Consider the following 22194-nt stretch of genomic DNA (forward strand, 5'->3'; position numbering starts at 1 on the left):
CATCCGCAAGGATCGCAGCTGCCGAGTGCCCCAGCGAACACTCACCACGATTTAGCGTCCACCATTTTGCCCCACGCCGACAATCCGACCCGAAGGGTCGTCGTGATCTCGCCACCCAGTTGCGACGTCAGATCTGCTCAACGCGCGGAAAGCGGTGGGAGCGCATAGAACCGGAAACCCGATTGGGAGACATGACCTAGTCCTCGTCATGCGGCCTCGGTCAAAGCAATGGTGCGGCATTGCCAATTCACGATGCTCATCAGGTCGAGTCGACGGTCGGGATCGTCGATGGGTCGGCCCATCAGCTCGGTGATACGGCGCAGCCGATAGCGGACGGTTTGGCTGTGGATGCCCAGTCGCTCGCCGGCGACGAGGGCGTTGCCGCCGCATTCGAGGTAGGCCAACAGTGTTTCCAGCAGCGGTTGGGCTCGCTGAGGCGGCAACGCTGCCAGCTGACCCAGCAGTTCCCGTGCTGAGGCGTCCATCAGATCCTCGGCCATCGAGGCGGAGATCGTGGCCGCGTGCTCGACGCAGCGCAGGCCGTGACCGGCGGGGAGAATCCCGCGCTCGATCAGAGTGATGGCATAGCTCGCCCACTGCAGCGAATGTGCGCCCTGGGTGACCGTCGCGGTCGGCCCGATTGCCACGTGTCGCGGCCGGGTGAGGTTGACGAGCTGCCGGATCAGATGCGGCCGACCCGGATCGGGCACGATCAAATAGGGCGTCGATGCCTCCCAATCGACCAACACGTCGGGGGGCAGGATGGCGTGGCACCGCCCGCCGTTTCGGGCGAGAGCCATCACCGCGATCCGTTTCGGAACCGGCCACGACGCTGCTCGCGCCGCCTCGTGGATCTCCTCCAGTTCGGGCTCCCGATCGCGAATCAGTAGATTTCGCAAGCTCATTCGATGCCGGTCGCGGTCGGTCACCACCTGTCCCTGTTGCCGGAGGTACCCCTGGCTGGCAGCCTCCATGGCCGTGGCGATCAGCGCGAAAAGGCGGTCGGTGAGGGTGGCGAGGACCTCCTCTGTCCAGCCATGGCGATAGGCGGCACTGATGAATCTGCGGCAGGCGACGTGCCCGCCGACCTGCAATGCGGTCTGCAGCGGTTCCAGATCACGTTCCTGATTGCTCAGTTCCGCGCCGAGTCGCCGGTAGAGCGAGGTCGCCGCCGACCAGATCGGCGGTTCGCAGGTGAGCTCGTCGAGGAAGCCGGTGATCGTCTCGTCGATGATCGCGTGTAGCGACCAGCTGGTCGCGGCTTCCCAGGTGTCGGCGATGCCCGGAGCTCGGAGCCGGAAATCCCGCTCGATCTCGTCGATCACGTCAGCGGTGTGTGACCGGAGCAGATCCGGCAGCTGTCGGTCGAGTTGTGCGGTCATCGCGCCCTCCCACCATCACGACGGCGCGTCCGGTTTCCCACACGGCGTCGTCGCCCGGACAGGTAATCTCGGTACTAGTTGACAAGTTGAGTATTCAATCTATCTCGTCCGTAACCTCTTCGTGACATTTTCGGCCGAGCCGAGACCGACACAGCTCACCGGTGCGGATGTCCCGGAGGTCCCAGTGCGGTACAACCTGATCGATCACGAACTCACCGAATCCGAGTCCGCCGAGGTCATCGCGTTGTTGCGGGCGCACAACGCCGAGGTCTCGCTAGCCGCTATCGAAGCGATCGAAACCCAGCTGGCCGATCAGCTACGGCCCCTCGGCCGCCGCGACCACGAGATCGGCGCGTTGATCGTCCAGTGGTGCAACACAAAGTTTCTCGACCTGCTCGAAGACGACGAGACTCCGCTGACCGACTTGCGAGCGTTCCTGCGCGAAGTGGGCCGCACGGATGCGGCGGAGGGCTTCGCCCCCGAGCTGCGACAGACGGCTTTCCGGATCGGCACCGGGGTAGCCATCGCGCGCTTCGCCGAACTCTCGATGACTTTGCCGGCAGTGACGGCGGCGACGATCGGGCAGGTGGCCCAGCAGGTCCTGATCTTCCAGAACACAGTCATGGCGGCGCTCCGTGAGGGCTACGCCGATGTCGGCGCAGGCGGCGAACGGACCCGGTTGCGCAGTCGGTTGCTCGAACTGCTCATCGACCCGGCCCCGGACCTACCCGCCATCCGTGCCGCGGCGGCCGCGGCCGATTGGCCACTGCCGGAAGCTATCGCGGCCGTCGCGGTCGACGAGTGGACCCGCGATCCCTATCGACGATCCGATATCGATCTCCCGAGCAGCTGGGTGTCCGGCCTGCACCTCGAGCAGCAATGTTTCATCGTGACCGACCCCGGCAGCCCGGAAACTGCCGAGGCACTGCGCACCCTGCTGCACGGCCGGATCGGCGCCATCGGTCCGACCGTCGACCCGAGCGGGGTCGCAGACTCGCTGAACTGGGCGCTGCACACACTGAATCTGGTGCGGGACAGACGAATTCGATCCGAGGGACCCGTTCGCGCACTCGACCACGTCCCCGACCTGCTGATCTCGCGCAACGGCAACCTCGTGGCCGAGTTGGCCGCCGAACACTTGGCTCCGTTGACGGGTGACGGCCCCGAACCGTACCGTCTCGCCGAGACCCTGCTCGCCTGCCTCGAATGTCGATTCAACGCCCCAGCCGCAGCACGGCGGCTAGGCGTCCATGCCCAGACGGTGCGGCATCGCATCCGCCGACTCAACGAGCTCTTCGGCGAGGACTTGCATCTGCCCGATCGCCAGATGACTCTGCAGATCGCGGTCCGGCATTGGCTCATGACTCATGGGCCCGACAATCCCGACGTTCTTCGCGCATCTCGGTGACAATCCTGAGCTCCGAGGTATCTCGACGATGACAGCCTTGCTCCGCGGTGAGTAATCGGGGCTCGAAACTCCGCCGTCCATGGTGAAGAACCCGAAGCCCTAGCCGCGCAAGGATTTCTCTCGCACCACCGGCACCGGTTCGTGGTGCGAGAGGAAGTCATGATGACGATCCCGCTGGACAGCGCGCCGACGTGGCGACCGTTGCGCGACGTGCGAAACCTCACCGCTCGGCTCGTCGCCCACTTCGTCGACAACGTCGCGGCCTGCGCGACTATGCCGGGCGACGCGATCTCCGGCGACATCACCACCGTCACTCGAATGTGTGTGGAGATCGTGGGCGGGGTCATCGACGGCAACGACGTGAGCGTGAAGATGAACCGGCTCGCGGTCGCCGCGGCGGGGTGGGCGCACGAAGGCGTGCCGATCGACGCCATCCTGCACGCCTTCTACGAAGGCCTGCGCCTGAGTCTGGACTTGGCGCACGACCAGGGCGCCGACCTCGACCGAGAAACGCTGATCGACGGATTCAATACGGCCATGGCGATTTCGGATCTGCTGTGCACGACAGTGGCGCGCGCCTACGTCAAGGAGCACCGCGTAGTAGCGGCCCAGCATCACACCGCGGTGCACACTTTGACCTCCGCGCTGCTGGCCGGACAGCCGACCGCGACAATGTCGCGCGAATGCGGATTCAGCGTCGCCAGCGCCTATCGCGTTGTGGCCCTGTCGATCCGGGCACACCCCGACGAACACGACAAGCGGCTCGACGCCGGCGTCGTGGCTCGACGCAAACTACGGCGGGTGCAATCCGTGCTCGCGCAACGCTACGGCGAGCCGATCCTGTCGTTGTTGTCGGTCAACGGCGGCACATTGCTGATCCCCTCCGAGTTGGCCGACGAGGACGCCCTCGACACGCTGATCGCCGAGCTCGCGCAGGCGGCTCGCGCCGAGATCATGGCGGCGCTGATCAGTGCGGAGGCAGCAGACATCCCGGACGCGGCGAAGCGGGCCCACGAACTGCTCGACATCGTGGAACGCCTGGATTGCCTGCCGGGGCTCTACCGATTCGATGATCTGGCGCTGGAGTACCAGCTGACTCGGCCGGGGCCGGGCCGGGCAAGGCTCGGCGAGATTCTGGAGCCGCTGGACCAGTACCCCGAATTGTTCGAAACCCTGCGGGTGCACGTAGCCAACAACATGAACCGTCAACTTACGGCGCGCGTGATGCACATCCACACCAACACCGTCGACTACCGCATGCGCCGTATCGCTCACCTCACCGGCGTCGACCCGGTCAAATCCTCCGGTCTGTGGCAACTGCGCTCGGCAATGGTCGCGCGCAGCTACCACCGCGGACTGTGACGGTTCGGCGAATGCGCTGCCGGCCGTCTCCGTGATCAGCCGACTTCACATACTGAACTATTTGCCTAATCCTGTTTCGTGGACACCAGTGTTACCCATGCCATACTATCGCATTCGCACCTACTAAAATAAGTGAGTATTGGAGTCAGGATGTACAGAAGTCGTCACCGACGTAGCTCTTCGCCGACGGTCTCAGCACCGCGGCACGCCGACCGAGGACAGGACGCCTGACATGCTCAATCTCGCAGTTCTCCTGGAAGACGCCGCACGCAACCACCCAGCGCGAGACGCCCTGGTGCTCGGCGATGTTCGCCGCACCTACGCCGAGATCGATGCCGCCGCCAACCAAGTGGCTGGGCTTCTGGTCGAGCGTGGCGTCCGGCCAGGCGACAAAGTCGCGCTGTCGTGCCCGAACACCCCATGGTTCCCGATCGTCTACTACGGCATCCTCAAAGCCGGTGGCGTCGTGGTTCCGTTGAACGTGCTGCTCAAAGCCAGGGAGATCGGCTACCACCTGCGCGATAGCGACGCGGTGGCCTACTTCTGTTTCCAGGGCACGATCGATCTGCCGATGGGTACCGAGGGTCGGGCCGGGTTCGACGAGGCCGACGGCTGCGAACACCTGTTCGTCATCACCACCGATTCGTCCGCTCCGTCACCACTGCCGGGGATCGAAACCTTGGCACAGGCTCTCGCGGGTCGTTCGACGAGTTTCGAATCCGCCGCAACGGAATCGACGGATTCCGCCGTCGTGCTCTACACCTCCGGCACCACCGGCCAACCCAAAGGCGCCGAGCTGACCCACGCGAATCTCGTGCTCAACGCGATGACCTCCCAGCGGCTGGTCAGCGCACCCGACGGTGCCGAGGTTCACCTGATCGCACTTCCCCTGTTCCACGCCTTCGGCCAAACGCTGCAATTGCACACCGCGTTCGCCTCGGCCGCGACCGTGGTGCTGATGCCCCGATTCGCGCCGCAAGAGGCGTTGCAGCTCATGCGCGACGAGTCGGTGACCCACTTCGCTGGTGTCCCGACGATGTATCACGCCCTGCTGGGTGCGCTGGTCGACGTCGATGCACCCGAAACATTCACCAAGACCCTGCAATTCGCGATCTCGGGCGGCGCCGCGATTCCGGTCGAATTGCTCCGGCAGATCACCGAACGGCTCGGCGTTCGAGTGCTCGAGGGCTACGGATTGTCGGAGACGTCGCCTGCGGCTTGCTTTTCACCACTGGACGGACCGAACCGGCCCGGATCCATCGGCAAGCCGATCTGGGGAGTGCAGATGAAACTGATCGATGCCGATTGGGCGGAAATTCCGGACGAACCCGCAGCGATCGGCGAGATCGCGATCAAGGGTCACCCGATCATGAAGGGCTACTACAACCGGACCGAAGCCACGGAAGAGGTCCTGCGCGATGGCTGGTTCCGGACCGGTGACCTCGCCCGTCGCGATGCCGACGGTTATTACTTCATCGTCGATCGCGCCAAGGACGTCATCATCCGCGGCGGTTACAACGTCTATCCCCGCGAGATCGAAGAGGTGCTGATGACCCACCCCGCGGTGTCGCTGGTAGCGGTTATCGGTGTCACGCACGCGACTCTCGGTGAGGAGATCAAAGCGGTTGTACTCAAGATCCTGGGTGACACGACCTCCGAACAGGAGCTGATCGACTGGGGCAAGGAGCAATTCGCTGCCTACAAGTACCCGCGAATCGTCGAGTTTCGCACCGAGCTCCCGATGACCTCGACCGGGAAGATCAAGAAGCTGGAATTGAGTAGTTAGCAGGATCGCCGATGCCCGGGCAAATCATTGCCCGGGCATCGGCGTCTCGCGCCCAACGGCGCACAGCATTCGTCGTCACGCCGCGCCTTCAGAACACGGCTTCGTCGACCCGCATGATGTCGTTGTCCAGGTCGGACAGAATCGAACGCAGTGCGTGCAGGTCGGGTAGCACATTTCGGGCGAAGTACTGCGCGACCGTGACTTTGCCGAGATAGAACCCCGTGTCGGTGCCGGGCGCGGGATCACGCAGGACCCCGAGCGCGATCTCGGCGTGCTGCAGCAGCCGCCAGCCGACCAGTAGATCCCCGACGGCCAGCAGATACCGTACCGACGCGAGCCCGACCGTATACAGACCGCGCGGTTCCGCACCGGCAGCCAGGACATGCGCGGTCAGGGTCGCTGTCATCGACTGCACGTCGTCGAGCGCCGCGGCGAGCAGCACCCGCTCGTGCTTCAACTCCGCGGCACCGGCCGGGTCCTCGGCGAACTTCACGATCTGCTGCGAAAGGTGTGTCAACGCCACACCGCGGTCACGAACGATCTTGCGGAAGAAGAAGTCCTGCGCCTGAATCGCGGTCGTGCCCTCGTAGATCGAGTCGATCTTCGAGTCGCGCAGATACTGCTCGATCGGGTAGTCCTGCAGATAGCCCGAACCGCCCAACGTCTGCAGCGACTCGGCGAGGTAGCGGTAGGCCCGCTCCGAACCGACTCCCTTCACCACCGGGAGCAGCAGGTCGTTGACACGCGCGGCCAGCTCCGGATCAGCACCCGAAACATGGTGTGCCAGTTCTGGATCCTGGTGTGCGGCGGTGTAGAGGTATATCGCCCGCAGGCCCTCGGCATACGCCTTCTGCAGCATCAGCGAACGCCGCACATCTGGGTGAGCGATGATCGGCACGCGAGGGGCGTTCTTGTCGGCGGCTCGGGTCAGATCCGCGCCTTGTACCCGGGACCGCGCATAGGTGAGCGCGTGCAGATATCCGCTGGAAAGAGTCGCGATCGCTTTGGTGCCGACCATCATTCGCGCGTGCTCGATGATGTGGAACATCTGCGCGATGCCGTTGTCGAGTTCACCGACCAGCCACCCGGCAGCGGGGACGCCGTGCACGCCGAAGCTCAACTCGCAGGTCGCCGAGACCTTCAGACCCATCTTGTGCTCGACGTTGGTGACGAACGCGCCGTTGCGCTCGCCCAGCTCGCCGGTGTCGGGGTCGAAACGGAACTTCGGAACGAAGAACAGTGACAGCCCCTTCGTCCCGGGCCCGGATCCCTCGGCGCGCGCCAGGACCAGGTGCACGATGTTGTCGAACAGATCGTCGGAATCGGCCGAACTGATGAACCGCTTCACACCCTCGACGTGCCAAGTGCCGTCGGGTTGGCGAATCGCCTTGGTACGCAATGCTCCGACGTCGGAGCCCGCCTCGGCCTCGGTCAGCACCATGGTGCCACCCCAGCCCTGCTCGACGGCGGTCCGCACGATCGCACGCTGCAGGTCGCTGCCGTGCGCGAACACCGACGATGTCCCGGGTCCCAGCGCGTAGATATAGGCGGCGGGATTGGCCCCGAGAACCAATTCGCTCAGCGCCCAGTACACCGCGCGCGGCAGGGGCATCCCGCCGAGATCGGACGGTAAGCCCAACCGTTCCCAGCCCATCTCGCGCAATGCCCGGAAGCTGTCCTTGAAAGACTCGGGCAAGGTGACGGAGTGTGTCTCGGCGTCGAACACCGGCGGGTTGCGATCGGCATCGGCGAACGAGGCACCGAGCCGACCTTCGGCGAGGCGTCGCAGTTCCTCCAGCATGTCCAGCACCGAATCGGTGTCGAGGTCGCCGAACACGCCGGCGTCGAGCAACTCGCCGAGGCCGAGGACCTCGAACAGATTGAACGTCAGGTCCCGGATATTGCTCTTGTAGTGCGTCACTGCTGCTCGGCCCCGGCATCGACGGCCTCGCGTTGCACTTGCTCGGCCGCTTCGGCCTGGATGCGCGGGTACTGCGCGGCCATCGCCTCGCTCAGCGCCTTGGCCGCCGAGAGCGGACGCACCATCACGGTGAACTCATCGATCTTGCCGTCTTCATCGAGATGCAGGAAGTCGCAGCCGGACACCTGTTTGCCATCGACGGTGGCCTCGAACAGGAAAGCGTGATCGCGGCCGCCGGCATCCTCGATCTCACGGACGTAGTGGAATCCCTCGAACACTCGCGTCACACCACGCAGGATCGCCGCGGTGATCGGCTTGCCGGGATACGGATTGAACGCCACCGGGCTACGGAAGACCACATCGTCGGCGAGTAGCGCCTCGAGCGCGACCATGTCTTCGGCCTCGACGGCCGCACGGAATGGATGCATCGCACACCTCGTATTCAAATTGTTGAGTAAACCATTCGAACAGTACCCAGCCCTCGAAGGTTTGGTCAACAAGCTGGGACAACCGACCGCATCTCGGATACACCCCGCCTTGCCGCACGTTGTGGACACCGATTCACTACAAACGCTATCCTGCCAACCTAGTAACCAATTTGAGTATCTGAACGCTTGTCAGCGAAGCCAACTTCCTGGAAATGATCGGTAGGTCACTCGATGAACACGACGCACTATCCGCACCTGCTCGAACCGCTCGACCTGGGCTTCACCACGCTGCGCAACCGCGTGCTGATGGGGTCGATGCATGTCGGGCTCGAAGAAGCACCCCAGGGCTTCGACCGGATGGCCGCCTTCTACGCCGAACGCGCACGCGGCGGCGTCGGCCTGATCGTCACCGGCGGTATCGCGCCCAACGAGCAAGCCCGCCCCTATCCGGGCGGGGCGATGCTGACCGAGGAGTCCGAGGCGGACCGCCATCGCATCGTCACCGACGCCGTGCATACCGCCGGCGGCAAGATCGCCATGCAGATCCTGCATTTCGGGCGCTACGCCCACCACCCCGACCTGGTCGCACCGAGCTCGTTGCAGGCCCCGATCAGCGCGTTCCCGCCGCGCGGACTCACCGACGCCGAGGTCGAACAGACCATCGAGGACTTCGCGCGCTGTGCCACGCTCGCCAAGCTCGCCGGATACGACGGGGTGGAGATCATGGGATCGGAGGGCTACCTGATCAACGAGTTCATCGCCGCCAACACCAACAAGCGCACCGACCGCTGGGGCGGCGGCTATGAGAACCGAGTCCGATTCCCGGTCGAGATCGTCCGCAAGGTCAGGGCCGCGGTCGGCGACGACTTCATCGTCATCTACCGGCTGTCGATGCTCGACCTCGTTCCCGACGGTTCCACCTTCGACGAGGTCGTCGATCTCGCCCAGCGGATCGAAGCCGCGGGCGCCACGATCATCAACACCGGAATCGGCTGGCACGAGGCGCGGATCCCCACCATCGCCACCTCGGTGCCGCGCGGTGCGTACGCGTGGGTGACCAAGAAGCTGATGGGTGCGGTCTCGATACCGCTGGTAACGAGCAATCGCATCAACACCCCGGACAAGGCCGAAGAACTCCTCGCCGACGGCTACGCCGACATGGTGTCGCTGGCCCGGCCCTTCCTCGCCGACCCCGAATTCGTGAACAAGGCCGCGGCGGGCACGCCCGAACGCATCAACACCTGCATCGGCTGCAACCAAGCCTGCCTGGACCACACCTTCAGCATGAAAATCACCTCGTGCCTGGTGAATCCGCGTGCCTGCCACGAAACCGAGCTCGTTCTCGCTCCCACCCGCAGACGTAAGCGTCTCGCCGTGGTCGGCGCGGGCCCCGCAGGCCTGGCTTTCGCCACCACCGCGGCTGAACGTGGCCATACGGTCACGCTCTTCGACCGTGCCGCAGAGATCGGCGGACAGCTCAATATCGCCCGCCAGGTTCCGGGCAAGAGCGAGTTCGACGAAACGCTGCGCTACTACCGGCATCGTCTCGCCGAGACCGGAGTTCGGCTGCTCCTCGACATTCCGGCCACCGCGCGATGGCTCACCGATGGGTCCTTCGACGAGATCGTCCTCGCCATGGTGTTGAGCTACTTGGACGTGCTGCGTGACAAGGCGGTCGTCGGGAATCGGGTGGCGGTGCTCGGTGCAGGCGGTATCGGCTTCGATGTCGCCGAATTCCTCACCGCGCCCGACCCCGCCTCGGAACCTGATATCGCCACTTTCCTCGCCGAATGGGGCGTGGACGCCGAACACCGTGAACGCGGTGGCCTCACCGGCGTCGTGCGGACGGCGTCGGCGCGGGAAGTCACTCTGCTGCAGCGTAAGTCGAGCAAAGTCGGTGCCGGACTCGGCAAGACGACCGGGTGGATCCATCGCACCGAACTCAAACACCGTGGCGTCACCATGGTCGCCGGGGCACAGTATGAACGCATCGACGACCTCGGGCTGCACTACCGGCTCGACGACACCGCGCACGTACTCGAGGTCGACAACATCGTGCTGTGCACCGGCCAAGAGCCCAACCGAGAGCTGCACTCGGAGCTGATCAGCCAGGGCATGAGTGTTCATGTCATCGGCGGCGCCGACGTTGCCGCCGAGCTCGACGCCAAACGGGCTATCGATCAGGGAACCCGTCTGGCCGCGGCGATCTGATCCGCTCCCCCGGCTACCACCGAAGCAGCCGGTCGGCATCGCGCCGACCGGCTGGTTCGGTTCCCGGTTAGGACAGGCGCAGCGCGAGGTACTTGGCCTCGAGGTACTCGTCGAGACCGGTGCTGCCACCCTCGCGACCGAGCCCGGAGGCTTTGACACCACCGAACGGCGCCGCCGGGTCGGAGATGATCCCGGTGTTGATGCCGACCATGCCCGATTGCAGACCTTCGGCGAAGGTCATCGTCTCACCGAGATTCTCGCCGAATACATAGGCGGCCAAACCGGATTCGGTGTCGTGGGCGAGAGCGAGCGCTTCGTCGACATCGGTGAAGCTGCGGACCGGAGCAATGGGGCCGAAGATCTCCTCGCGCCACACCTGCGCCGCGGGATCCACCTCGGTGAGGACTACCGGACGCGCGAAATAGCCTGGACTGTCGGGCAGTTCGGCGGTCATGTGGACTCGGGCACCGCTTGCCACCGCGTCTTCGATCAGCCAGTGCATCTGATCGACCGCGGCCCGATCGATCAGTGGCCCGAGCGCGGTCGCCGGATCCATGCCGTCGCCGATCCGCAGCGCCGACATCCCCGTGGCCAGCCGCTCGGTGAACTCCGCGGCCAGGGATTCGTGCACGAGAAAGCGATTGGCCGCCACACACGCTTGGCCGCCGTTGCGCATCTTGGCCGTCAACGCACCGGCGACGGCCTTGTCCAGGTCGGCGGAGGCCAACACGACGAACGGCGCGTTCCCACCCAGTTCCATCGAGGTGCGCAGAATGCGCTCGGATGCCTGGGCCAGCAGCTTGCGGCCCACCCCGGTGGAACCGGTGAAAGTGAGCTTGCGCAGGCGCTCATCGGTGAGGATGGTGGTCGCGACCGCGGCGGATCGACTCGTGGTGACGCAGTTGACCACGCCGGCGGGTACACCGGCGTCCTGGAACACGCGCATCAATTCCAATGCGGTGAGCGGTGTTTGGGAGGCGGGCTTGAGCACGATGGTGCACCCGGCGGCCAGCGCGGGCGCTACTTTGCGAGTCACCATGGCCAACGGGAAGTTCCACGGCGTGATGGCGAGCACCGGACCGACCGGCTGCTTCGTCACCAGAATTCGTTGTCCGCCGGTGGGTGCCCGGAAGTACTCGCCGCCCGCCTGCACACCCTGCTCGGCGAACCACCGCAGGAACTCGGCACCGTAGACGACCTCGCCGCGCGCTTCGGCATACGGCTTGCCCATCTCCAGCGTCAGTATCTGCGCGATCCGTTGCGCCCGCTCGTGCAGCAGGTGGAAGGCCTTCATGAGGATGTCGGATCGGGTGCGAGGATCTGTCGCGGCCCAGCTGTTCGCGGCAGCGGCGGCGGCATCCAGCGCGGCCGCGGCGATGTCGGGGCCGCCATCGGCGACCGTGGCGATCACTGCACCGGTGGCGGGGTCTTCCACCGGCAGGTGCGCGTCGCCGGTGTGCCATTCGCCGCCGATGAACTGACCGTTCGGCAGCCCGTCACACAGCTTGTCGAGAGTGCGGGTCATGGGAGCTCCTGATCTTGCTGGTCGATGACGATGATCTGGCGGATGGCCGTGCCGTCGGCGAGAGCGTCCATCGCGTCGTTGATGGCGGTGAGCTCGATGCGGGCCGAGATCAGCCGTTCCACCGGCAACTTCCCCGCCCGCCACAGCTGTTCGTAGCGCGGAATATCGCGTGCCGGAATCGCCGAGCCCAGATAGCTGCCGACCAGGGTGCGAGCCTCGGCGGTGAGGCTCAGTGGTGGCAGCGTGATCGTGGCGTCCGGCGACGGAAGCCCCACCGTGACGGTCGTACCGCCGGGTCGGGTTGCGGCGTAGGCGGTTTCCAGCGCCGCGGGATGTCCCGCGCACTCGATGACGTACTCGCAGCGGATACCCGAGGCGAGGACCTCGTCCGGTGTCATGGCTTCGGTGGCGCCGAGCGACATCGCCGTGTCGAGTTTGTCGGTGACGCGGTCCACCGCGACGACCCGTTCGACGCCGATCGCCTTGGCCACCAACAGTGCCGCCATCCCGACACCGCCGAGCCCGACCACCATCAGACTGTCCGACGGTTGCGGCCGCGCGACGTTGATCACCGCTCCCCCGCCCGTCAGCACCGCGCATCCGAACAACGCCGCGACTTCGGCGGGCACGTCGTCGCCGACCACCACCAGCGATGCGCGATCCACCACCGCGTGGGTGGCGAACCCCGACACCCCGAGGTGGTGGCGCACCCGCCCGCCGTCGCGGGCCAGATGCCCTGGATGGTGCAGCAGTTCCCCGGCCGCATTGGCGCGGGTGCCTTCGGTACACGGCAGTCGGCCGTCACGACTCCAGTCGAGATCGCTGTGACCGCAGGCGTCGCAGGTCCCGCAGCGGGGCAGAAACGTCATGACCACCTGACGACCGACGGCGACATCGGTCACCGCCTCGCCGACTGCCAGTACGGTGCCTGCCGCCTCGTGCCCGAGCAGCATGGGCAGTGGCCGGGGGCGGTTGCCGTCCACCACGCTCAAATCGGAGTGGCACACCCCGGCCGCCTTGATCGCGACCAGCACCTCAGTGGGGCCGGGACCGTCGAGATCGAGGTCGCACACAGTGATCGGGCGAGTCTCCCCGTAGGGGCGAGATCTGCCGGTTTCCTCGAGCACCGCTCCTCGAATGCGCATCATGCCGAATATGATACACAGAGCACTGTGTGTCTCAAATAGCCTTTTCGGGTGGCTGCGCCCGAGCGTTGACCGGCGTCATCGGCGCGGGCTCCTATGCTTTCCGGGTGATACGCGCAGAGGGGTCAAGGGCGCCGGGGCGACCGGCATCAGCGAGCCCGGAGGACGTACTGAAGGCCGCCGCCCGCACGTTCCTGGCAGGCAAGCGGCTCGACGTGAATGCCATCGCCACCGAGCTCGGCGTCGCTCGTGCCAGCATCTATCGATGGTTCGGGTCTCGCGACGGGTTGCTCGGGGCGGCCATCGTCCGCCAGCTCGAACGCACCGTGGCCTACGCCGACCGGCTCACTCGGGCCACCGGCAGCGAGCGGCTGAGCGAGGTGCTCGACCGCACCATCCACCTGCTCGTCGAAGACGATTCGCTCCGTGCCTATTTCGACAACGAGTCGACCGCGGCCTTGCGACTGATCACCCGCGGTGACGGGCAGGTACACCAGGCGGCCGTGGCTACCGTCGAGAAACTGATCGAACAGGCCCAAGCGCACGGCTATCGCCCACCGATCGACTCGGCGACGCTGGCCTACGCACTGGTGCGCTTGTGGGAAGCGTTCCTCTACAACGACGCGGTGGCCGGCTTCCGTGGCGACGTGGAGCGGCTACAGACAGTCCAAACAGCGCTGTTGCGTGCGCATCCGAACTGTTGATCTCGCAGATGCCGCTCAAACCTGAGCGACGATGCGACGGTCGATGACCGCCAGTGCGAACTCGGCCCAGCGAATGTTCTCCTGCTCGAAGGAGATTCCCCGCATCAAGGTCAGGTAGGGGCCGACACGTTCAGCTTCCTCGAGATAGGCCTGTTCGGTGCGACCGGCGAGCAGTCGGGTACGGAGCCGTTCGTAGCGGGCGAGTTTACCGACCGACCACTCCCGCTTTTCGGCGACCGCGGCGCGCACGGCAGGCGCGTCCTGGGTCTGCATGCTCTGCACTCTGACCATCAGCTCGTCGCGGATCGCGGGCGGTTTGTAGTCGCTGGCGGCGAACTCGTGGAGTGCGGCGTATCCGGCTTCGGTAATGGAGTGCAATCGCTTGTTCGGCCTGCGTTCCTGCAGGACGACCCGCGTATCGATGAGGCCGTCGGTAGTCATCCGCTCCAGCTCCCGGTAGAGCTGCTGGGGCGTGGCCATCCAGAAATTGGCGACCGATGCGTCGAACCCCTTCGCGAGGTCGTAGCCGGAAGCCTCACCGTCCAGCAGGGCGGCGAGGATCGCGTTGCGTAGTGCCATCATTGCATCGTAGCACCCGATACTAATCAATTCGATGCCCACATTGCGTCGCCTTACTGGCCATATAGCTGGATCATTTCGCAGCCATCTGGACAACTAGTTTGCTGAATCCGGAGGGATCTCGCGGCGGTGGTTGCCATCGGGAAGGGCCGGCATCAGCCGACCCTTCCCGATGTCGCTCAGCCCAGCGGGCAGGTATTGCGATACTCCTGAAATTCTGCCGACTTCGACGGGCCGGGGCAGAGGAACTGGTCGTAGCGAGTGTCGTTGTCGACGAACCGCTTCAGCCAGGACAGGGTGAACTTCGTGTTGGTGGCGTTGGCCTCCACCGGCTTGAAGTGGTTGCCGCTGTTGTACTCCAGGTACGCCTTGTCCCTGGCCTTGGTCAGGTGGTCGTAGAAGGGCTCGGCATGTGCGCCGGTCGGTGCGATGACGTCGTCGGCGGCGCCGATCAGCAGCGTCGGTGTGGTCACCTTCTGCAATGCGGAGTAGGGCTCCCAGGGCGCGAGACCGACGGCGGCTTTCAGCGCCGGCCTGTCCTCGGCGGCACGCAGCGCGCCACCACCACCCATGGAGAACCCGACCACGGCGGTCCGGGTGGGATCGATGCGGTCCTTGTACTGACTCTGCGTGGTCAGCCAGTCGATGGCGCCGAGCAGCTGCTCACCGCGGGATTCAGGAAGATCCAGCGTGGTGTTCGTCTCGAGGGTGATCACGACGAACCCCTGCGAGGCCAGGCGTGGACCGAGCCAGCTGATGATGGACTCGGGATTGGTGAAGCCAGGGGCCACCGCGACGGCGCCGAAAGTGCCCTGGTCGGTGGCCGTCGGGTAGTAGACGGTTCCCTTGTTGAATTTGTTGCTGGCTCCCGAAGGCGCCGGGGCCTGCGCGATGGCGAATGACCCCTTCTCGGCGGTCACGCTCGCCTCGGTGGGATTCGGGCCCTTTTCATAGGGGTTGTCGGCGGCATGGGATGGCGTGACAACTCCGAGCGACACGGCGATGGCCGCGACGAAGGGTGCGATCCGGAGCCACTGAATAGTCTTGCTGGACAAGGAATTTCCTCTCGCCTTTGAGTGGTGCGAGGGAAATACTGCGCGGTGCCGAACCGAGAATCTGCGCAGCGGGCGACGATCTTTTCCAGCCTGGACGCGCATCGCCGAACAACAGTGTCACCGCGGTGCGCCCACGGGTACACGGCCAGTCATCGCGGTGAGCGCCGAGCAGGGTGCAGTCGTCGGCGGGCGGTGAATTTCGTAGTGCACGAGTTCGACTGCGGCGGCCAGGAAATCGGCAGCTGGTTTCCGGAGTCGGGTGCCTGAATATCGCCCTCGATCTGCGAAAACTGCTGGAACTCAAGCGATTTCGCAGCTGTCGCTGGTACCGTAGATGGGTCGGTGTTTCGTTCGAGGAGGTTGTCATGACCGCTTATGTGAAGGTTCTGATCGAGAAGATCATTGGGGGTGCGGATGCCGAAGCGCAGGGTGTGCATCCGTACTACCACCACATCTGATCACCTCAGCCGTTCGGGAGGCCGCGTCTCCGGTCTCCCGGGCGGTCACCGTCGGTGATGGCATCGGTGCACACGGCGCGGGTCCCAGGTCCGCGCGGGCGTCTATTCGTGGGCAATACCTGGGATTACGAACGCGACCGGGATGGGTTCCTGACCCGGTGCCAGCGCCGTTACGGTGAGGTGTTCCGGATCGGCCGCCGCAGTGTGGTGGCCTGCCACCCTGACCTCGTTCATGCGGTGCTGGCCGCGACAAATGTCGAATATCTGCTGATGATGAAACCCGGGTTGGATGTCGCCAGCGCCCAAGATCATACCCGTCCTTGGATGCACGGGCGCCGGTGCGCAGGAACAGGATTCGGGCCGACGATGCTTGCCGCGCACACTCCCCGCATCGATCAGGCTGTGGCGCTGCAGTTATCGGAATCGACCGGCAGGCAGTTCCCGTTGCTGGACACCGCCCAGGACATCTGCGGGCGGGTCGCCGCCGCCTACTGTGTGGCCACCTCCGACGCCGGGCAAGCAGCGCGGCTGACGGCGACGTTCAGCCAGCTGACCTTGGCCGATATGGCTGGGGTTGGCAGCCTTTCGGCAAAGACAGCCCGGCATCACACCCGCCTCCACGAGGCCGAACAGGCATGCCTGGACCTGCTCGCTGAGCTGCTGCGCGAGCGGCGCGTCCAGAGCTACACCGGATCACCCCGCGACCTGATCGATGTGCTCACGACAACCCGGCCGGACCAGCCGGTATCGGTGGAATACGGCGCGCGGGTATTGAAGACGATACTCACCGCTGCCCGGGGCATCCCGGGCGCGGCGCTGGCCTGGATCATCGCCGAGATCGCCGACAACCACCTGCTACGCGATCGCATCCGTAGCGAGTCGGCCCAACTGGCACAGGTTGTGGCCTCCGGCGATCCGCATCACATGCCCTACACCCACGCCGCGGTCAAAGAAATCCTGCGCGTGCACCCCCCGATCTGGTTGCTCGGTCGCATCACGGCACACACCACCCACCTAGACCGCTGGACGATCACCGCCGGGGAACGGGTCCTGGCCAGCCCCTACCTGATCCACCACGACCCCCGCTGGTGGACCGAACCACACCACTTCGCACCAGAACGCTGGCTGCACACCGCCGCTGCGCACACCCACCGCCACGCCTATCTGCCTTTCGGCGGCGGTCCCCGCGCATGCCTTGGCTCCCGCCTCGGGCTGCTGCAACTGACCATCACCGCCGCACATCTGGCCCGCGACTACGACATCGAACTCATCGACCACGACCACACCGACACCCAGCACTCCGTCCTGCGCGCACCCCGGATCAGAGCCGCCCGCCTGCACCTACGCGAACATGCCGCACCACACCAGCGCGACGGCACTACTCACCCCACTCGCTGATCATCGGACAATCACCGCCCTTGCGCGAGAACATGATCCGCAACACTGATCGACCGGCACAGTCAATGGCAGGAAATACGTCGATCACTCTCGGAAGGTACCGATGAAACAGTCTCCGGCTACTGGCGGTGCGTTCGAATTAGAGCCAGCGGGAACGCGATTGACTCGGTGGGCAACTGAGTCGGTCGCCTACGTGACAGAGTTCATCGACGGGTTGCAGGACGCACCCATTATCTATGATGCGGATCCGGTGGGAGTCCTCGATAGCCTCCAAGCCCCACCAGGTGAGGATCCAGCGGAGTTCACTTATTTGCTGGACATCTACGCACGGGCGGTCAGGTCGGGCGTCGAGTCGTCCGGACCGCGCATGATGGCCCACGTCCCTGGTGGTGGGATTGTCTCGGCAGCGTTGGCAGAGTTCCTCGCTGCGGCGACCAACCGCTACACCGCACGAAGCGCTCATGCACCGGCAGCGGTCGCGCTGGAACACGGACTGATGCGTTGGCTGTGCGGCCTGCTTCAGCTGCCCGATACGGCTGTCGGCGTCACCACGTCCGGGACCTCGATGGCCGCACTGTCGGCCATCGTCGCGGCCCGCAGTCACCATCTGGGACAAGACTTTCGACACGGTACGGTGTATCTCACCGACGCAACCCACCGATCCATCCGCAAAGCCGCCATGATCGCCGGCTTGGATCCCGCACACGTTCGCGTCGTGCCAAGCACCCCGGCGCTCCGCATGGACATCCAGGCTGCTCGCACCCTGATCGAAGCGGACCGAGCGGCGGGCCTTTCACCTTTCCTGATCGTCGGCACAGCAGGCTCGACCGACACCGGAACCGTCGACCCACTGCGCGACATATCCGATCTGGCGCACGAACAAGGCCTGTGGTTCCACGTCGATGCCGCCTATGGTGGCTTCTTTCATTTGACCGCCCACGGTCGAAAGATCATGGCCGGTATCCACGAAGCCGACTCCATCTCCTTGGATCCTCACAAAAGTCTCTTCCTTCCCTCGGGTATCGGGATCCTTTTGGTCCGCGATTACGACATTCTCCGTAACGCCTACGCAATCGGCGACAATCCTTGCCTCGCAGGGGAGGGCATCGACGAGATCCCCGCACTGCCCGACTACGCCGAACTAGGTCCCGAACTGACCCGCAGCTTCCGCGGGTTGCCATTGTGGCTTCCCCTCCACCTGCATGGTGTCGCGGCATTCCGCGGGACCCTCGAGGAGAAACTCGATCTTGCGCGGATGATGTACCAGGAACTGCGCTCCGACCCGCGCTTGGACCTGCCATGGCCTCCGGACCTGTCGATCGTGGCATTTCGATTGACCGACGGTGACGACGCAGACCACCAAGACTTCCTTCAACGCGTCCAAGCGACCGGACGCGTGTCGCTGTCCAGCGCGCGGATAGACGGAAGAATCGCTCTTCGCCTCTGCGTCCTCTCACACCGAGTCCACCGTGAACATATCCACGATGCCCTAGCTGCCATCAGGGAGAACTTATGACCAGTCACGAGATGCCGACCTCGACCGAGACGTCACTGTCCGTGCAGGATCTGCCGCTCCTGGATATCACGACCCCCGGCTTCACCTGGGAGGGGCCGGAGGTGGCAGCGGCGCGCCAGAAGCACTGGGCCGCCCGGTCTCCTGTCGGGCTGCTGGTGCTGCGATTTGCCGAGGCGGCCGAACTGCTGCACGATCCACGGCTCGTGCAGGACCTGGGTTCCCTCGTGGAGCGCGCTGGGGCCGTGAGCGGACCGCTGCACGATCAGGCCACGCTGTCGCTGCAGAGCCGCGCAGGCACCGACCACCGCCGGAGGCGAGGCGGGCTGGTCGCGCGGCATTTCTCGGCGGCCCACGTCGCGAAGATGCGGCCGTTCATCCGTGCCACCGCGCACACTCTGGCCGAGCAACTGGCCACCGTCGGGCCATGTGACTTCGTGAACGCGTTCGCTGAACCACTGCCGCTCACCGTGATATGCCACCTTTTGGGGATCCCGCCCGGGGACCGCGACCTCATTCACCACCCCGCCAAGGGTGCCGGGCTGCTGCTTGCCCTCGACTACAACCCCGACCTGCTGCCACTGGTCGAGGCCGGCATCGTCGCCCTGACCGATTACGTCGAGACCTTGATCCGCGGGCGGGTGGCGGAGCCCGGCAGCGACGGTCTGCTCTCCCACCTCCTGCGCGCCACCCAGGACGACAACGTGGACGAGCGCGAGCTGGGAGGGCTCGTCGTCGACCTACTCACGGCCGGGTTCAACACCGTAAGCCACCAGCTCTCCCTGGCCATGGTCGCTTTCGCTCAGCACCCCGAACAATGGTTCATGCTGCGAGAGCGACCCGAACTCGCCGAACAGGCAGTCGACGAGATTCTGCGCTACTGCCCCACCACCGCGACAATCTGGCGGCGTGCGGCCACGGACCTCGATTACCAGGGCCTGCACATCCCCGCTCATACTCTCGTTCACCTGGTCGTGTACTCCGCCCACCGCGACCCGATGGCCTTCCCCGACGGGGACACTTTCGATATCGCAACCGCACGTAATGCACCACTACTGACGTTCGGCGGCGGCGCTCACTTCTGCCCCGGCACCGCCCTATCCCGTTCCGAACTGACTGAATCCCTCACCGCTCTCACCACCCACCACGGCCCGCCCCGAATCACCGGACCCATCACCTGGCGGCCGCCCATAGGGGTTTGCGGCCCCGAAACGCTTCCCCTGACATTCGGCCCGCCGTAGGTGACAGGGCCCCCGTCGGCGTTGCGGACCGGCGTCAGGCAACGTCCCGGCAAGCTGCTCCTGCGGCATAGCACGTTACGCCGCCTGTCCTCGGGGGTAGTCGGGACACGTCCTCCTCCGACATGACGGAAAGGCGCTGATAGACAGCGATTTCAGGCCCCGGCCGCGTAGCCCTCGTTGCCCATCGCCTGGGCCGCGAGGCTCTTGCGATACTGCTCCAGCGCCACCAGGTCGCCGAACAGTGCCATGTAGGTGTCGGGCTCCTCGCTGGCGGAAAGGCGCTGCAGCTTGGATTTGAGCTCGGCGATCTGGCGGCCTACCCAGGCTTCCTGGGTGCGGGCCAGGATGCCGGTGATGAAGCGTGGGGTGTCGTTCTGGGTGCGGACCGGGAGTTGCTCGTTGGCCAGTTCGGAGACCAGGGCGCGGATCATCAGGTCGTCGGTGTGGTCGGCGACGGCGGCGACCCATTCGGCGCCGCTGAGCCCGGCCGCCGTGCCGCCCGCTTGGGCGATCATGATGCGCAACGCCACGTAGGCGGGGTGGGTGAAGGCGGCGACGTCGATCGCGTCGAAGGCCACACCGGCGATTCCGGGGTATTGCAGTGCGGCACTGAGGCTTTGACGTTGGGCGAACAGCACCGGATCGTTCGGGGCAGGCCGCACCGAGGAGCTCTCCTCGACGCGAGGCGCGGGAATCGCCTCGGCGCCCGTTTTCAGCGCGGGCGCGGCATTGCCGCCCATCCGGTTCTTCTTCGCCTCTTCGCCGACCCGGCGCACGACCAGCTGGATGTCATCCCAGCCGACCCAGCCGGCCAGTTTGGTCGCATACCCCTTACGGGTGGCGTTGTCCTTGATCTGAGCCACCACGGGCACCGTCCGGCGCAACGCCTCGACCCGGCCCTCGACATCGTCGAGATTGTGTTCGGCCAGCAGACCACGAATCACGAACTCGTACAGCGGAGTTCGCCGCGCCACCAGGTCACGCACGGCACTGTCACCGGAGTGCTGACGCAACTCACACGGATCCTGCCCGTCGGGCGCGACCGCGATGTAGGTCTGTCCGGCCAGCCGCTGATCGCCGCTGAACGCCTTCAACGCCGCGGCCTGCCCGGCCGCGTCACCGTCGAAGGTGTAGATGATCTCGCCGCGCCAGAAGTTGTCGTCCATCAGCAGCCTGCGCAACACCTGCAGGTGCTCTTCGCCGAAAGCGGTGCCACAGGAGGCGACCGCGGTTTTCACCCCGGCCAGGTGCATGGCCATGACATCGGTGTAGCCCTCGACGACCACGGCCTGGTGACCCTTGGAGATGTCGCGTTTGGCATGGTCGAGACCGAACAGCACCTGAGACTTCTTGTACAGCAACGTTTCCGGCGTGTTCACGTACTTGCCGGGCATGGTGTCGTCGTCGAACAGCTTGCGCGCGCCGAACCCGATCACCTCACCGCCGAGATTGCGGATCGGCCACAGCAGGCGCCGATGGAACCGGTCGATCGGACCGCGCTTGCCCTGCTTGGACAGTCCGGCCGCTTCCAGCTCCTTGAACTCGAAACCCAAGCGCTGCAAGTGCTTCGTGAGCCCGTCCCAGCCAGCGGGCGCGTAACCGCAACCGAACTGCTGCCAGGACGCCTTGTCGAAATTGCGGTCCGTCAAATACTTGCGAGCGGCCTCGGCCTCGGGTTCGTGCAGCAGGGCCATGTAGTACTCGTGTGCGGCCGCATTCGCGGCGACCAGACGGGAGCGCGTGCCGCGATCGCGCTGCACCGAGGTGCCGCCACCCTCGTAGTTGATCTGGTAGCCGATACGATCGGCCATCTGCTCGACGGCCTCGACGAAACCGATGTGTTCCATCTGCTGCAGGAACTTGTAGACGTCGCCGCCCTCACCACAGCCGAAGCAGTGGAACAGTCCATGGTTGGGTCGCACATGGAACGACGGCGACTTCTCGTCGTGGAACGGGCACAGACCTTTGATCGAGTCGGCGCCCGCGCGCTTGAGCGCCACGTACTCACCGACTACATCTTCGATCCGGACACGTTCACGGATCGCCGCGATATCGCGATCTGGGATTCGTCCGGCCAC

Annotated in this window: 16 protein-coding genes; 8 read left to right on the plus strand and 8 right to left on the minus strand. The window is 65.2% G+C overall.

Going from position 1 to position 22194, the window contains the following annotated elements:
* Positions 1-206 precede the first annotated feature (206 nt).
* A complete protein-coding gene (locus tag ACFWO8_RS19180) occupies positions 207-1382 on the minus strand; it encodes a PucR family transcriptional regulator (protein WP_378952620.1) in 1176 nt (391 codons plus the stop codon).
* A 184-nt stretch (positions 1383-1566) separates the two neighbouring features.
* Here ACFWO8_RS19180 and ACFWO8_RS19185 point away from each other — a divergent pair, with 184 nt between their 5' ends.
* From ACFWO8_RS19185 to ACFWO8_RS19195, 3 genes are all read left to right on the plus strand, one after another.
* Complete coding sequence (locus tag ACFWO8_RS19185) at positions 1567-2790, plus strand: PucR family transcriptional regulator (protein ID WP_378952623.1); 1224 nt, start codon at positions 1567-1569, stop codon at positions 2788-2790.
* A 162-nt stretch (positions 2791-2952) separates the two neighbouring features.
* The gene (locus ACFWO8_RS19190) at positions 2953-4152 is read left to right on the plus strand and encodes a PucR family transcriptional regulator (protein WP_378952626.1); all 1200 of its coding nucleotides are present in this window, start codon (positions 2953-2955) and stop codon (positions 4150-4152) included.
* Positions 4153-4384: 232 nt separating this feature from the next.
* On the plus strand, positions 4385-5938 hold the full coding sequence (locus ACFWO8_RS19195) for a long-chain fatty acid--CoA ligase (RefSeq protein WP_378952629.1): 1554 nt from the start codon (positions 4385-4387) through the stop codon (positions 5936-5938).
* A gap of 88 nt (positions 5939-6026) precedes the next feature.
* On the opposite strand, the gene ACFWO8_RS19200 is transcribed toward ACFWO8_RS19195, so the two are convergent.
* Positions 6027-7859, minus strand: coding sequence for an acyl-CoA dehydrogenase (locus ACFWO8_RS19200; protein ID WP_378952632.1), 1833 nt, complete (start codon positions 7857-7859; stop codon positions 6027-6029).
* On the minus strand, positions 7856-8287 hold the full coding sequence (locus ACFWO8_RS19205) for a nuclear transport factor 2 family protein (protein ID WP_378952635.1): 432 nt from the start codon (positions 8285-8287) through the stop codon (positions 7856-7858). Before ACFWO8_RS19205 ends, ACFWO8_RS19200 begins: the two co-directional genes overlap by 4 nt.
* Before the next feature lie 231 nt (positions 8288-8518).
* Between ACFWO8_RS19205 and ACFWO8_RS19210 the strand changes: the two genes are divergently transcribed.
* Complete coding sequence (locus tag ACFWO8_RS19210; RefSeq protein WP_378952639.1) at positions 8519-10498, plus strand: FAD-dependent oxidoreductase; 1980 nt, start codon at positions 8519-8521, stop codon at positions 10496-10498.
* Positions 10499-10565: 67 nt separating this feature from the next.
* On the opposite strand, the gene ACFWO8_RS19215 is transcribed toward ACFWO8_RS19210, so the two are convergent.
* The gene (locus tag ACFWO8_RS19215; protein WP_378952643.1) at positions 10566-12023 is read right to left on the minus strand and encodes an NAD-dependent succinate-semialdehyde dehydrogenase; all 1458 of its coding nucleotides are present in this window, start codon (positions 12021-12023) and stop codon (positions 10566-10568) included.
* A complete protein-coding gene (locus tag ACFWO8_RS19220) occupies positions 12020-13168 on the minus strand; it encodes a zinc-binding dehydrogenase (protein WP_378952955.1) in 1149 nt (382 codons plus the stop codon). Before ACFWO8_RS19220 ends, ACFWO8_RS19215 begins: the two co-directional genes overlap by 4 nt.
* Before the next feature lie 107 nt (positions 13169-13275).
* Between ACFWO8_RS19220 and ACFWO8_RS19225 the strand changes: the two genes are divergently transcribed.
* Positions 13276-13872, plus strand: a complete 597-nt coding sequence (locus ACFWO8_RS19225) for a QsdR family transcriptional regulator (protein WP_378952645.1) — start codon at positions 13276-13278, stop codon at positions 13870-13872.
* Positions 13873-13887: 15 nt separating this feature from the next.
* On the opposite strand, the gene ACFWO8_RS19230 is transcribed toward ACFWO8_RS19225, so the two are convergent.
* Together ACFWO8_RS19230 and ACFWO8_RS19235 are read right to left on the minus strand one after the other, a co-directional pair.
* The gene (locus ACFWO8_RS19230; protein WP_378952647.1) at positions 13888-14451 is read right to left on the minus strand and encodes a PadR family transcriptional regulator; all 564 of its coding nucleotides are present in this window, start codon (positions 14449-14451) and stop codon (positions 13888-13890) included.
* A 179-nt stretch (positions 14452-14630) separates the two neighbouring features.
* Positions 14631-15506, minus strand: coding sequence for a dienelactone hydrolase family protein (locus ACFWO8_RS19235; protein ID WP_378952650.1), 876 nt, complete (start codon positions 15504-15506; stop codon positions 14631-14633).
* A gap of 824 nt (positions 15507-16330) precedes the next feature.
* Between ACFWO8_RS19235 and ACFWO8_RS19240 the strand changes: the two genes are divergently transcribed.
* The 3 genes from ACFWO8_RS19240 to ACFWO8_RS19250 all read left to right on the plus strand — a co-directional run bounded on the left by ACFWO8_RS19240 (position 16331) and on the right by ACFWO8_RS19250 (position 20116).
* Positions 16331-17362: a cytochrome P450 gene (locus ACFWO8_RS19240; protein WP_378952653.1), complete on the plus strand. Its 1032-nt coding sequence runs from the start codon at positions 16331-16333 to the stop codon at positions 17360-17362.
* A gap of 193 nt (positions 17363-17555) precedes the next feature.
* Positions 17556-18878, plus strand: coding sequence for a pyridoxal phosphate-dependent decarboxylase family protein (locus ACFWO8_RS19245; RefSeq protein ID WP_378952656.1), 1323 nt, complete (start codon positions 17556-17558; stop codon positions 18876-18878).
* Complete coding sequence (locus ACFWO8_RS19250) at positions 18875-20116, plus strand: cytochrome P450 (protein WP_378952659.1); 1242 nt, start codon at positions 18875-18877, stop codon at positions 20114-20116. Before ACFWO8_RS19245 ends, ACFWO8_RS19250 begins: the two co-directional genes overlap by 4 nt.
* Before the next feature lie 152 nt (positions 20117-20268).
* Here ACFWO8_RS19250 and dnaG read toward each other — a convergent pair whose 3' ends face one another.
* Positions 20269-22194 carry a DNA primase gene (gene dnaG / locus ACFWO8_RS19255; RefSeq protein ID WP_378952662.1) on the minus strand — a complete coding sequence of 642 codons (1926 nt, stop codon included), beginning with the start codon at positions 22192-22194 and terminating at the stop codon, positions 20269-20271.

It is taken from the genome of Nocardia sp. NPDC058480 (assembly GCF_042720495.1).
Classification (GTDB): Bacteria; Actinomycetota; Actinomycetes; order Mycobacteriales; family Mycobacteriaceae; genus Nocardia.